The sequence below is a fragment of the Streptomyces cupreus genome (assembly GCF_014257025.1).
Taxonomy (GTDB): Bacteria; Actinomycetota; Actinomycetes; order Streptomycetales; family Streptomycetaceae; genus Streptomyces; species Streptomyces cupreus.
On sequence record NZ_JACMSF010000014.1, the window covers coordinates 1 to 12,674 of the forward strand.

The window sequence follows — 12,674 nt, forward strand, 5'->3', positions numbered from 1 at the left end:
GTGTTCAGGACGGACATGCGTCTACGACTCCTCAGCCGGCGGAAAAGGCGGTGTACTCGTCGGCGGAGAGCAGGTCGGCCGGCTCCTCCGAGACGCGTACCTTGAACAGCCAGCCGCCCTCGAACGGGGCGGAGTTCACCAGCGAGGGGTCGTTGACGACGTCCTCGTTGATCTCGGTGACCTCGCCGGAGACCGGGGCGTAGAGGTCGCTGACCGACTTGGTGGACTCCAGCTCGCCGCAGGACTCACCCGCGGTCACCGTGGAGCCGACCTCGGGGAGCTGGGCGTAGACGACGTCACCGAGCGCGTTGGCCGCGAACTCCGTGATGCCGACCGTCGAGACGCCGTCCTCGGCGACCGACAGCCACTCGTGCTCCTTGCTGTAGCGCAGCTGCTGGGGGTTGCTCATGGCCTGAATTCTCCTGTACGCGGGGGAGTGCTGGTGAATGGGGGACTGCTGGATACATGCGTGAGCAGCGGGAATGTGCGCAGGGTCACGCCCAGTGTCTACTTCTGGCGCTTGTAGAAGGGCAGCGCCACGACCTCGTACGGCTCGTGGCTGCCCCGGATGTCCACGCCGACGCCCGTGGTGCCGGGCGCCGAGTGCGCGGCGTCGACGTATGCCATCGCGATCGGCTTGCCCAGCGTGGGGGAGGGGGCGCCGGAGGTGACCTCGCCGATGACCTCGCCGCCCGCGACGACCGGGTACCCGGCGCGCGGGACGCGGCGGCCCTCGGCGATCAGGCCGACGAGAACGCGCGGCGGATCGGTCTTCGCACGCTCGGCGGCCTCGGTGAGCGCCTCGCGCCCCACGAAGTCGCCCTCCTTCTCGAACTTCACCACGCGGCCGAGACCGGCGTCGAAGGGAGTCAGCTCCGTCGTCAGCTCGTGCCCGTACAGCGGCATGCCCGCCTCAAGGCGCAGGGTGTCCCGGCAGGACAGGCCGCAGGGGATCAGCCCGACGGGCGCGCCCGCCTCGGTGAGCGCCTGCCACAGCTTCTCGGCGTCGGAGGGCGCCACGAACAGCTCGAAGCCGTCCTCGCCGGTGTAGCCGGTGCGCGCGATGAGCGCCGGGACGCCCGCGACGGTGCCGGGCAGCCCGGCGTAGTACTTCAGGCCGTCGAGGTCGGCATCGGTGAGCGACTTCAGGATGCCCGGCGACTCGGGGCCCTGGACGGCGATCAGCGCGTAGGCGTCCCGGTCGTCGCGCACCTCGGCGTCGAACCCGGCGGAACGGTCCACCAGCGCGTCCAGCACCACCTGGGCGTTGGAGGCGTTGGCCACGACCATGTACTCGGTCTCGGCCAGCCGGTAGACGATCAGGTCGTCGAGGATGCCGCCGTCCGCCCGGCAGATCATGGTGTAGCGGGCACGGCCGACGCCGACCGAGGCGATGTTGCCGACCAGCGCGAAGTTCAGCAGCGCGGCGGCCTCCGGACCGGTGACGGTGATCTCGCCCATGTGGGAGAGATCGAAGAGGCCGGCCTTGGTGCGCACGGCGCTGTGCTCGTCGCGCTCGGAGCCGTAACGCAGCGGCATGTCCCAGCCGGCGAAGTCGGTCATCGTCGCGCCCAGCGAGCGATGCAGGGCATCGAGGGCGGTACGGCGGGGTTCGGTACTGCTCATCGGACGGTCGTCTCCCAAGGGCATGACGGGCGAGGTTGTTCCTCCCCATCTGTCATCGGAACCTGAGAGGTTCGCCATGATCGGCAAAAGATCCTGGCTTGCACCTTGGGTGGGGCCACCGGGAAACGGCGGCCCGCTTTTCAGATGTGCCTCGCCCGCGCGGTAACGGGGCCTGAGAGATTCAAGGGAGGGACTTGCTCCTTCGGCGCCCCAGCTGAAGGCTGGGAACTCTCCCGCGCGGATTCAAACGGCCGGTATGCAGTTGGCGCGGACATCATTGCACGCTCGGTCCGATCGCGGCAGGCCGCATCTGTAACCGGGCTGTGGCGGTACGCGTACAGAAACGCGAGGCATTCGGCATTACCTTCTCTTTACGCTCAACGGGCAGGTGCCCTACCTGACCCAGGGGAGGACGATCACGTTGAACAGGACCACGGCGTATGCGACCACTACGGGCATCGCGGTGCCCCGGCAGCCGGCTGCCCCCGTTCTGCAGGCGTGCCCGGCCGCGGTCGTGCGCGATCTGCGGGACAGGGACGGTCGCAGCCCGCACGCCCTGCTCTTCGGGCCCAAGGACCTGGTCGTGATCACCGGCCTGCCCGGCAGCGGCAAGTCCACGCTGATGAAGCGCGCGGTGAAGGGCTTCCGTATCGACTCCCAGGACACCCGCGACCGCTGGGACGCCCGGATGCCGGGCTTCCTGCCGTACGCGGTCTACCGTCCCCTCGTCCGGCTCGCCCACTACGCCGGGCTGTGGCGCGCGCTGCGCTCGGGGAAGGGTGTCGTCGTGCACGACTGCGGTACGCAGGCCTGGGTGCGCGGCTGGCTGGCCCGCGAGGCGCGGCGCCGGGGCGGCACCCTGCATCTGCTGCTCCTCGACGTCACCCCGGACCAGGCGCTGGAGGGCCAGCGCGAGCGCGGTCGCGGTGTCTCGCGGTACGCCTTCCTGCGGCACCGCTCCGCGGCGGGCCGGCTGCTGCGCGCGGTGGAGAAGGGCGAGCTGCCCCAGGGCTGCGGCTCGGCGGTGCTGATCGACCGGCCCGCGGCGGGCGTCCTGCGGCGGATCGGCTTCACGGGCTGAGGCCGGGTGCCTGCGCAGGCGCTAGCCTTTTCAGCCACATCAGTGGTTCATGGCAGGCGGTCAGACAGATGGACTTCCCGGCGCAGGCACACCCCCATCCGCATGGCGGATGGCCCGGCAACGAGCTGGAGGAGGTGCTCTCGGCCTCCCTCGGCGTGCCCACAGCGGGCGGCCGGATCATCGAGGTCCTCGGGCGCAGCTTCCTCTGGGTCCCGCTGCCGTCCGGCGGCGGCCCGAACAGCGGCCCGCTGGACCTGCCCACACTGGAGATCGAGGGCCAGGCCTACGTCCCGGTCTTCAGCTCCGAGGAACAGTTCCGTCAGGTTGTCGGCTCGCACATGTCGTACACGATCGCCCCGGCGGTGGAGTTCGCCCGCGGCCTGCCCCCACAGGTGGGCATAGCGGTCAATCCGGACGGCGTGGTGGGAATCCCCCTCCCGCCCCCGGCAGTCGCCGAGTTGTGCCGCGTGGGCCGCACCCCGCTGGACGGCCCCGCGAGCGGCGGCCGCGTCAAGCTCTACGAACCGGACTGGCAGGACGACCCGGTGGACTTCCTTGCCGCGGCCTCGGCGGAGTTCGCCGGGACGGGCGTCGTCACAACGGCCCGCCGCTGCCTCGCCGCCATCGAAACGGCGGACCCGGTGATGTTCGTAGGAGTGGAACTCTCCAACTGGGAGGGCGACCTCCGCACCCGCCCGATGGACGCCCTGGGCCGAGCCCTGGGCAGGGTCCCGGTCCACTGGCCGGTCAACCTGATCCTCCTGGACATGGCAGCGCAGGACCCGGTGGCGGAGTGGATGCGGCAGAAAGTACGGCCCTTCTATACGCAGGGTTAGTGGAGTCACCCAAGGGGCGCGGGGCTGTGTCGATCTGCGGCTCGGCCGCGTGGGCGCGAGAAACCACAACGCATCCGCAGACGCAGCACCGCGGCAAGTCCCACTCCCGTAGGCGGCCTTAAGCTAGGGTCACGGCTCGGTCGACGTAAGTGAAGGGGCGGTACAGGTGAGCGCCAGCGGCATCGCGGCCGGGCAGGTCGAGCACATGCTGCGCCAGGTCACGCCCGGGCGCTACGACGCCTACGAGGCGCTCCTGCGCGCGCTCGCGACCCCGAACTCCGGCCAGATCTGGATGTTGCTGTGGCACGGCCAGGCCGGCTCCCCTGATGCCCAGTACGGGAACATGGAGGTCGACGGCTACGGCTACGCGCCCTGCGTGACCTCCGCCCAGGAGTTGTCGGCCAGCGGCTGGAACCGCAGTTACGAAGTCGTCGACGGAGTCGACGTGGCCCGCACCCTGTACCCGGACCACTACGGCCTCTGGCTGAACCCGCACGCCCCGGGCGGCGGCGTCGGCATCCCCTGGCTCGACCTGCGCCGTATCGCCACGGGCCTGGACCGCCTGCCCGCGGGCCCGCTGCGGCTGTCGGAACCCGGCATCGAGATCCCGCACTTCTACGCCCTGCTCGCGCAGAACGCCCACCGCACCCCGGCCGTCCGCGCTTTGCGCCGCGCCTGGGTGCAGCCCGCGCTCGGGGCGCCGTACCTCGCCATCGGTCTCGATGTGTACGACACCAGCCCGCCCGCCGTGGACTCGGTGCGCGCGATGATGCAGCAGTCCATCGGCGCCGTCCCGGACGGGCTGCCGGTGTCGACGGTGGCGATGTCCGACGAGTACGACCCGGTCGCGATGTGGATGCGGGCGAGCGTCCGTCCGTTCTACGACCGTGAGGCACACGCGGCCCAGGCGCCCGCCGCCGGATATGGCTACCCGCCGGTACACGGCGGATACTGACGTCGTGACAGGCTGCCGACCGTTCACGCACTCGACACATTTCTTCGCGCGTAGATGACGCCGAAGGTCACCGAACGTCCGATATGTCCAAACTCCTTCCCGTCCGGCGTCCGTTATCTGCTGTTCGGATAACGGAATCCCCAGTGCATCATCACGGTTGCGCATACTTTCGCCGCCAGATCTGGCGGGTGATCGTGACGACGCTGAAGACTCCCGAGTCAGACATGGGGTCGGTCGATCCTGTGATCGAGTGCAAGTCGACAAAGCCGTAATCCACGGCAGGCGTAGGCCGGTTACCACCGGCGAGAGGGGTCGGGTCACTGTGACCGCACCGATCGAGACCACCGGGGCAGCCGAGGCACAGCCGGAAGCTGTGCTCAGTGGCGCCGACAAGGGGCAGATCGAGGGCCGTTCCCTTGGGCAGATCGCCTGGACCCGGTTCAAGAAGGACAGGGTCGCCGTGGCCGGCGGCATCGTCGTCATCCTGCTGGTGCTGCTCGCCCTCCTGGCCCGGCCCATCCAGGCACTCTTCGGTCTCGACCCCAACGCCTTCAACCAGGATCTGATCGACCCCAACACCTCACTGCCCACCGGGAGCTGGGGCGGCATGAGCGCGGACCACCCGCTGGGCGTCGAGCCCAAGTTCGGGCGGGACATCGCCACCCGCATCCTGGAGGGCTCCTGGGTGTCCCTGGTCGTCGCGTTCGGGGCCACCATCCTGTCCAACACCATCGGCACGGTCCTCGGTGTGATCGCCGGCTACTACGGAGGGCGGGTGGACGCGATCATCAGCCGTCTGATGGACACCTTCCTCGCCTTCCCGCTGCTGCTGTTCGCCATCGCCATCTCGGCGACGCTGCAGGGCGGTGCGTTCGGCCTGGAAGGTCTGCCGCTGCACATCACCGTGCTGATCTTCATCATCGGCTTCTTCAACTGGCCGTATCTGGGCCGCATCGTCCGCGGCCAGACCCTGGCGCTCAGGGAGCGTGAATTCGTCGACGCCTCCCGGGGCATGGGCGCCAAGGGTCCGTACATCCTGTTCCGGGAGCTCCTCCCCAACCTGGTCGGCCCGATCATCGTCTACTCGACGCTGCTCATCCCGACGAACATCCTTTTCGAGGCCAGCCTGAGCTTCCTCGGCGTCGGCATCCAGCCACCGCAGGCGTCGTGGGGCGGCATGCTCAACCAGGCGGTCGACTTCTACGAGGTCGATCCGCAGTTCATGATCGTGCCGGGCCTCGCCATCTTCGTCACCGTCCTGGCGTTCAACCTGCTCGGCGACGGACTCCGTGACGCTCTCGACCCGCGCAGCCGCTGACATGCGGCCGCGTCGAGAGCCCATCAAGTTTCCAACTATGGAGGGGAAGCAGACCATCATGCGAAGGTCAGCGCTGGCCGCCATCGCGGCCATCGGCACTGTCAGCCTGGTGCTTTCGGGTTGCAGCAAGGCCGATGACGACAAGGACAATGGCGACGGCAGCAAGTCGGCCGGTGCCAACGCGGCGACCAAGGGTGTCGTCAACGCCTCCGACGCGAAGGGGGGCACGGTCACGTACGAGTACTCGGACGTGCCGGACTCCTTCGACCCGGGCAACACGTACTACGCGTACATGTACAACCTCAGCCGGCTGTACGCCCGCCCGCTGATGACGTTCAAGCCCGCCGCCGGCGAGGCCGGCAACGAGCTGGTCCCGGACCTCGCGGCGGCTCCGGGTGAGCCCAGCGACGGCGGCAAGACCTGGACGTACAAGCTGCGTGAGGGCCTCAAGTACGAGGACGGCACGCCGATCACGTCCAAGGACGTCAAGTACGCCGTCGAGCGCTCCAACTTCGCGCGTGACGTGCTCTCGCTCGGCCCGAACTACTTCCAGCAGTTCCTTGAGGGCGGCGACAAGTACAAGGGTCCGTACAAGGACAAGAGCGAGAAGGGCCTCGCGTCCATCGAGACGCCGGACGACACCACGATCGTCTTCAAGCTCAACCGCGCCTTCCAGGAGTTCGACTACCTGGTCGCCACCCCGCAGACGGCTCCGGTGCCGAAGGCCAAGGACACCGGCATCGACTACGTCAAGGACGTCGTGTCCTCGGGCTCGTACAAGTTCGAGAGCTACGAGGAGGGCAAGCAGGTCGTCCTCGTCCGCAACGAGAACTGGGACGCCGCGACCGACCCGCTGCGCAAGCAGTACCCGGACAAGATCGTCGTCAAGCTGAAGGTCAACGCCGAGACCATCGACCAGGACGTCCAGGCGGGCACCGCCATCGACCTCGGTGGTACGGGTGTCCAGGCCGCGACGCAGGCGAAGGTCGTCAACTCCTCGGAGCTGAAGGCCAACACCGACAACACCTACGGTGGCCGTCTGGTCTACATGGCGATCAACACCAAGCTCGCGCCGTTCGACAAGGTCGAGTGCCGCAAGGCCGTGCAGTACGCGGTCGACAAGGTTTCCGTCCAGACCGCGCTCGGCGGCCCGATCCGCGGCGACATCGCCACCACCGTCCTGCCGCCGGACATCCCGGGCTACGAGAAGACCGACCTCTACGCCACCCCGGACAACAAGGGTGACGTCGCCAAGGCCAAGGAGCAGCTGAAGGCCTGCGGCAAGACGTCGATCAAGACCAACATCTCGGCGCGCAGCGACCGTCCGCAGGAGATCGACGCGGCCACCGCGATCATCGACTCGCTGAAGAAGGCCGGCATCGACGCCACCCTGAAGCAGTACCCGTCGGGCAAGTACTTCACCGACAACGCGGGTGTGCCGAAGTTCAACAAGAAGGAGAACATCGGCCTCCACATGATGCAGTGGGGTGCCGACTGGCCGTCGGGCTACGGCTTCGAGCAGCAGATCCTGCACGGTGACGCGATCGGCGAGTCCGGCAACACCAACCTGTCGCAGCTCGACAACGCGGACGTCAACTCCATGCTGGAGGAGGCGATCGGCACCGAGGACGAGGCCAAGCGCAACTCCCTCTACGCCGAGATCGACAAGAAGACGATGGAGGAGGCGGCCCTCGTTCCGCTGTCCTACTTCAAGGTCCTGCTGTACCGCCCGGCCGGCTTCACCAACCTGGTCTCGACGGCGGCCTTCAGCGGTCAGTACGACTACCTCAACATCGGCACGACCAAGAAGTAGCCCCGGAAGGCAGGTGAAGGCATTGGTGCCCGCGGGCTTCGCGGCCCGCGGGCACCAGCGCCGATCCCCGTGATCTCGTATATCCTCCGCCGGATGATCGCAGCGGTGATCCTGCTGCTGGTCGTCACCGCGGTCACCTTCGCGATCTTCTTCCTGCTGCCCCGGCTCGCCGGCCAGACGGCCGACCAGCTGGCTCAGCAGTACATCGGGAAGAGTCCCACGAAGGCCGACATCGCAGCGGTCAAGCAGAACCTCGGTCTCGACCAGCCCGTGTACGTCCAGTACTGGGACTTCATCAAGGGGATTGTCTCCGGCGCCACCTATGACCTGGGCCCCACCACGGCGCAGTGCAACGCGCCGTGCTTCGGCTACTCCTTCAAGACCCACGTCGAGGTGTGGCCGCAGCTCACCGACCGTCTGCCGGTGACGATCTCCCTGGCCGTCGGCGCCGCAGTCATGTGGCTGGTGGGCGGTGTCACGGCCGGCGTGATCTCCGCGCTCAAGCCGCGGTCGTTCGCCGACCGGACGTTCATGGGCATCGCCCTCGCCGGTGTCTCGCTGCCCATGTTCTTCACGGGCCAGCTCGCGCTGTTCCTCTTCACCTTCCAGTGGCCGATCTTCGGCCGCACGTACGTCCCGTTCACCGAGAACCCGGCGCAGTGGGCCAACACCCTCTTCCCGGCGTGGTGTTCACTCGCCCTGCTCTACTCGGCCATCTACGCACGGCTCACCCGCTCGGGCATGCTGGAGACGATGAACGAGGACTTCATCCGCACGGCCCGCGCCAAGGGCCTGCGCGAACGGAACGTCGTGGCCAAGCACGGGCTGCGGGCCGCGCTGACCCCGATCATCACCGTCTTCGGCATGGACCTCGGACTGCTGCTCGGTGGTGCCGTGATCACCGAGACGGTCTTCTCCCTGCACGGCATCGGTGAGTACGCGGTGCAGTCCATCCGGGACAACGACCTGCCCCCGATCCTCGGCGTCACCCTGCTCGCCGCCTTCTTCGTCGTGATCGCAAACTTCCTGGTGGACCTGTTGTACGCCGCCGCCGACCCGCGGGTGAGGCTCTCGTGACCGAACTCTCCAAGACCGGTGCCGCAGTGGGGGAGCCCGTGAAGGCCTCCTCCGACGCGCCCACCGCGTTCCTCGAAGTCCGCGACCTCAAGGTGCACTTCCCGACCGACGACGGCCTGGTCAAGTCCGTCGACGGGCTCAGCTTCAAGCTGGAGAAGGGCAAGACCCTCTCCATCGTCGGCGAGTCCGGCTCCGGCAAGTCGGTCACCTCGCTGGCGATCATGGGCCTGCACCGGCTCGGCGCACGCGGCAAGAACGTCCAGATGTCCGGCGAGATCTGGCTCGACGGCAAGGAACTGGTCACCGCCGACCCGGACGAGGTGCGCCGGCTGCGCGGCCGCGAGATGGCGATGATCTTCCAGGACCCGCTGTCCGCGATGCACCCGTACTACACGATCGGCAACCAGATCGTGGAGGCGTACCGCGTCCACCACGACGTCAGCAAGAAGGTCGCGCGCAAGCGGGCCATCGAGATGCTCGACCGGGTCGGCATCCCCGAGCCCGCCAAGCGCGTCGACGGCTATCCGCACGAGTTCTCCGGCGGTATGCGCCAGCGCGCGATGATCGCCATGGCGCTGGTGAACAACCCCGAACTGCTCATCGCGGACGAGCCGACGACCGCCCTCGACGTCACCGTCCAGGCGCAGATCCTCGACCTCATCCGGGATCTGCAGAAGGAGTTCGGCTCGGCGGTCGTCCTCATCACCCACGACCTCGGTGTGGTCGCCGAGATCGCCGACGACGTGCTGGTGATGTACGGCGGCCGGTGCGTGGAGCGCGGCCCGGTCGACGACATCTTCGAGCGGCCGCAACACCCGTACACCTGGGGCCTGCTCGGCTCGATGCCCCGCATCGACCGTGAGACCTCCGAGCGGCTCATCCCGGTCAAGGGCCAGCCGCCGAGCCTCATCAACGTCCCCTCGGGCTGCGCCTTCCACCCCCGCTGCCCGTACGCGGACGTCCCCAAGGGCGATGTCACCCGCACCGTGCGCCCCGAGCTGACGCAGGTCGGCACCGGACACTTCTCCGCCTGCCACCTCTCGCCCGAGGACCGCACGCGGATCTGGACCGAAGAGATTGCGCCGAAGCTGTGAGTGAAACCAAGAAATCGGACGTGACCGTCCCGGCGCAGACGTCGGCTCCCGCGGAAGAGCGCGAGGTGCTGCTCAAGGTCGAGGGCCTGCAGAAGCACTTCCCGATCCGCAAGGGCGTGCTCCAGCGCCAGGTCGGCGCGGTCAAGGCCGTCGACGGCATCGACTTCGAGGTGCGCAAGGGCGAGACCCTGGGCGTGGTCGGCGAGTCGGGCTGCGGCAAGTCGACGATGGGGCGGGTCATCACCCGGCTCCAGGACCCGACGGGCGGCTCGATCCACTTCGAGGGCAAGGACATCACGCGGCTGAACACGGCCGGGATGCGCCCGCTGCGGCGGGACATCCAGATGATCTTCCAGGACCCGTACGGCTCCCTGAACCCCCGGCACACCATCGGCTCGATCGTCTCGGCGCCCTTCCGGCTCCAGGGCGTCGAGCCCGAGGGCGGGGTGAAGAAGGAGGTCCAGCGGCTGCTGGAGCTGGTCGGCCTCAGCCCCGAGCACTACAACCGCTACCCGCACGAGTTCTCCGGCGGTCAGCGCCAGCGCATCGGCATCGCCCGGGCGCTCGCCCTGAAGCCGAAGCTGGTCGTCGCCGACGAGCCGGTCTCCGCCCTCGACGTGTCGATCCAGGCGCAGGTCGTGAACCTGATGGACGACCTCCAGCAGGAGCTCGGCCTCACGTACGTGATCATCGCGCACGACCTGTCCGTCGTACGCCATGTCTCGGACCGCATCGCGGTGATGTACCTCGGCAAGATCGTCGAGCTGGCCGACCGCACCTCGCTGTACGAGTCCCCGATGCACCCGTACACCAAGGCCCTGATGTCGGCCGTGCCGGTGCCGGACCCCAAGCGCCGGGGCACCAAGAGCGAGCGCATCCTGCTCCGCGGTGACGTGCCCTCGCCGATCGCGCCGCCGAGCGGCTGCCGCTTCCACACGCGGTGCTGGAAGGCGACGGAGGTCTGCAAGACCACCGAGCCGCCGCTGCTTGAGCTGCGCCCCGGTCAGCGGGTCGCCTGCCACCACCCGGAGAACTTCGAGGACCAGGCCCCGCAGGACACGGTCCTGCTGACCGCCGCGAAGGAGGCGGCGGAGCTGGTGTCCGACGAGGTGCTGGCGGAGTCGGCGGAGACTTCGGCAGCCGTGGCGGCGGAGGTGGAGGCGACTGCCGAGGAGTCCACCGAGGAAGCTTCCGGCAAGCCGGAAGCCACCGACAAGAAGGACTAGTACCCCAAGTCTGACCGAGCCCCCGCCTTGCAATGAAAGGCGGGGGCTCGTCTTTGGGTGAGAATGGCAGGGTGCTCCAGCAACTCTTCACCCCGTCCGTCCAGCACACGCTCGACCTGATCGGCATCTTCGTCTTCGCCATCTCCGGCGCCCTGCTGGCGGTCCGCAAGAACTTCGACGTCTTCGGCATCGCCGTCCTCGCCGAGGTCACGGCGCTGGGCGGAGGGCTGTTCCGGGACCTGATCATCGGTTCCGTACCGCCCGCCGCCTTCACGGATCTGGGGTATTTCCTCACTCCGCTGCTCGCCGCGCTCCTGGTCTTCTTCCTGCACCCGCAGGTGGAGCGCATCCAGACCGGCGTGAACGTCTTCGACGCGGCCGGCCTCGGCCTGTTCTGTGTCACCGGCACGACGAAGGCGTACGACCACGGCCTCGGCCTCACCGCCTCCGCCGCCCTGGGCCTGGCCACCGCGGTCGGCGGCGGCGTCCTGCGCGACGTGCTCGCCAACGAGGTCCCCTCGCTGCTGCGCTGGGACCGTGACCTCTATGCGGTCCCGGCGATCGTCGGCGCCACGATGGTCGTCCTGTGCATTCGTTACGACGCTCTCGGCCCCGTCACCAGCGGGCTCGCGGCGGTCACGGCCTTCGTTCTGCGCCTGCTCGCGATGCGGTACCACTGGCGAGCACCGAGGGCGTGGAACCGGCGCTCGACGGTACGGGAGGAGTGAGCGTCCCGGGACCCCCGAGAAAAGCTACCGCTTAGTAGTTACCTGTTGTACGGTTCATCCATGCCAGAAGCAGCGTCCACGCAGGCCACGATCGGCAACAGCGAGTTCGACCGCGACACCGCGCTCACCCGACGTGAGCCCGGGGTCTACGACATCGACCTCTCCGCCGGCTGGACCATCATCAACGCCGTCAACGGCGGCTACCTGCTGGCGGTCCTGGGCCGTGCGCTCGCCGACGCCCTGCCGCACGCCGACCCGTTCACCATCTCGGCGCACTACCTGACCGCGTCCCAGCCCGGCCCGGCGGTCGTCCGCACCTCCGTGGTCCGCACCGGCCGCACCCTGTCGACCGGCCAGGCCTCGCTCTTCCAGTACGACGAGCAGGGCCGGGAAGTGGAACGCATCCGCGTCCTCGCCTCCTACGGCGACCTCGACACGCTCCCCGACGACGTCCGTACGACGGCGAAGCCGCCCGCGATCCCGCCGATGGACCAGTGCTTCGGCCCCCAGGACAGTCCCGCCCCCGTCCCCGGCAGCTCGGCCATCACCGAGCGCCTGATGATCAAGTTGGACCCCTCCACTCTGGGCTGGGCCCTCGGTGCCCCCTCCGGCAAGGGTGAGATGCGCGCCTGGTTCGGCCTGGCCGACGGCCGCGACGCGGACCCCTTCTCGCTGCTCCTGGCGGTGGACGCGCTGCCGCCGACGGCCTTCGAACTCGGCATCAAGGGCTGGGTCCCGACGGTGGAACTCACGGTCCACGTCCGCTCCCGCCCGGCCCAGGGTCCCCTGAGGGTCTCGATCACGACCCGCAACCTGGCGGGCGGCTTCCTGGAGGAGGACGCGGAGGTCTGGGACAGCGCGGGCCGTCTGGTGGCCCAGTCGAGGCAGCTGGCACGGGTACGTCTCGGCTGACCTGCGGG

12 protein-coding genes and 2 riboswitches are annotated in these 12,674 nt (G+C 68.6%); of the genes, 10 read left to right on the forward strand and 2 right to left on the reverse strand.

Annotated elements, in window-relative coordinates; translation table 11 throughout:
* Nucleotides 1-31 precede the first annotated feature (31 nt).
* Both gcvH and gcvT read right to left on the reverse strand, forming a co-directional pair.
* Nucleotides 32-409 carry a glycine cleavage system protein GcvH gene (gcvH, locus tag H4N64_RS15095; protein ID WP_186282818.1) on the reverse strand — a complete coding sequence of 126 codons (378 nt, stop codon included), beginning with the start codon at nucleotides 407-409 and terminating at the stop codon, nucleotides 32-34.
* Between the two features lie 98 nt (nucleotides 410-507).
* On the reverse strand, nucleotides 508-1,626 hold the full coding sequence (gene gcvT, locus H4N64_RS15100; RefSeq protein WP_186282819.1) for a glycine cleavage system aminomethyltransferase GcvT: 1,119 nt from the start codon (nucleotides 1,624-1,626) through the stop codon (nucleotides 508-510).
* A gap of 39 nt (nucleotides 1,627-1,665) precedes the next feature.
* Nucleotides 1,666-1,776: riboswitch (glycine riboswitch) on the reverse strand.
* Nucleotides 1,777-1,872, reverse strand: a riboswitch (glycine riboswitch).
* Nucleotides 1,873-2,041: 169 nt separating this feature from the next.
* Between gcvT and H4N64_RS15105 the strand changes: the two genes are divergently transcribed.
* The 10 genes from H4N64_RS15105 (at nucleotide 2,042) to H4N64_RS15150 (ending at nucleotide 12,666) form a co-directional block, all read left to right on the forward strand.
* Complete coding sequence (locus H4N64_RS15105) at nucleotides 2,042-2,707, forward strand: AAA family ATPase (RefSeq protein WP_186282942.1); 666 nt, start codon at nucleotides 2,042-2,044, stop codon at nucleotides 2,705-2,707.
* A gap of 68 nt (nucleotides 2,708-2,775) precedes the next feature.
* Nucleotides 2,776-3,543: an enhanced serine sensitivity protein SseB gene (locus H4N64_RS15110; protein WP_186282820.1), complete on the forward strand. Its 768-nt coding sequence runs from the start codon at nucleotides 2,776-2,778 to the stop codon at nucleotides 3,541-3,543.
* Nucleotides 3,544-3,709: 166 nt separating this feature from the next.
* Nucleotides 3,710-4,498 carry an enhanced serine sensitivity protein SseB C-terminal domain-containing protein gene (locus H4N64_RS15115; protein WP_186282821.1) on the forward strand — a complete coding sequence of 263 codons (789 nt, stop codon included), beginning with the start codon at nucleotides 3,710-3,712 and terminating at the stop codon, nucleotides 4,496-4,498.
* 322 nt (nucleotides 4,499-4,820) lie between these two features.
* Complete coding sequence (locus tag H4N64_RS15120; RefSeq protein WP_186282822.1) at nucleotides 4,821-5,816, forward strand: ABC transporter permease subunit; 996 nt, start codon at nucleotides 4,821-4,823, stop codon at nucleotides 5,814-5,816.
* Between the two features lie 58 nt (nucleotides 5,817-5,874).
* Complete coding sequence (locus tag H4N64_RS15125; RefSeq protein ID WP_472910306.1) at nucleotides 5,875-7,629, forward strand: ABC transporter substrate-binding protein; 1,755 nt, start codon at nucleotides 5,875-5,877, stop codon at nucleotides 7,627-7,629.
* Nucleotides 7,630-7,698: 69 nt separating this feature from the next.
* On the forward strand, nucleotides 7,699-8,706 hold the full coding sequence (locus H4N64_RS15130) for an ABC transporter permease subunit (protein ID WP_186282824.1): 1,008 nt from the start codon (nucleotides 7,699-7,701) through the stop codon (nucleotides 8,704-8,706).
* Entirely contained in the window at nucleotides 8,703-9,800 is a 1,098-nt protein-coding gene (locus H4N64_RS15135; protein WP_186282825.1) for an oligopeptide/dipeptide ABC transporter ATP-binding protein, read from the forward strand. Before H4N64_RS15130 ends, H4N64_RS15135 begins: the two co-directional genes overlap by 4 nt.
* Nucleotides 9,797-11,026 carry an ABC transporter ATP-binding protein gene (locus H4N64_RS15140; protein WP_186282826.1) on the forward strand — a complete coding sequence of 410 codons (1,230 nt, stop codon included), beginning with the start codon at nucleotides 9,797-9,799 and terminating at the stop codon, nucleotides 11,024-11,026. Before H4N64_RS15135 ends, H4N64_RS15140 begins: the two co-directional genes overlap by 4 nt.
* 71 nt (nucleotides 11,027-11,097) lie before the next feature.
* Entirely contained in the window at nucleotides 11,098-11,754 is a 657-nt protein-coding gene (locus H4N64_RS15145; protein WP_186282827.1) for a TRIC cation channel family protein, read from the forward strand.
* A gap of 60 nt (nucleotides 11,755-11,814) precedes the next feature.
* Nucleotides 11,815-12,666 carry a thioesterase family protein gene (locus H4N64_RS15150; RefSeq protein WP_186282828.1) on the forward strand — a complete coding sequence of 284 codons (852 nt, stop codon included), beginning with the start codon at nucleotides 11,815-11,817 and terminating at the stop codon, nucleotides 12,664-12,666.
* Nucleotides 12,667-12,674: the final 8 nt, after the last annotated feature.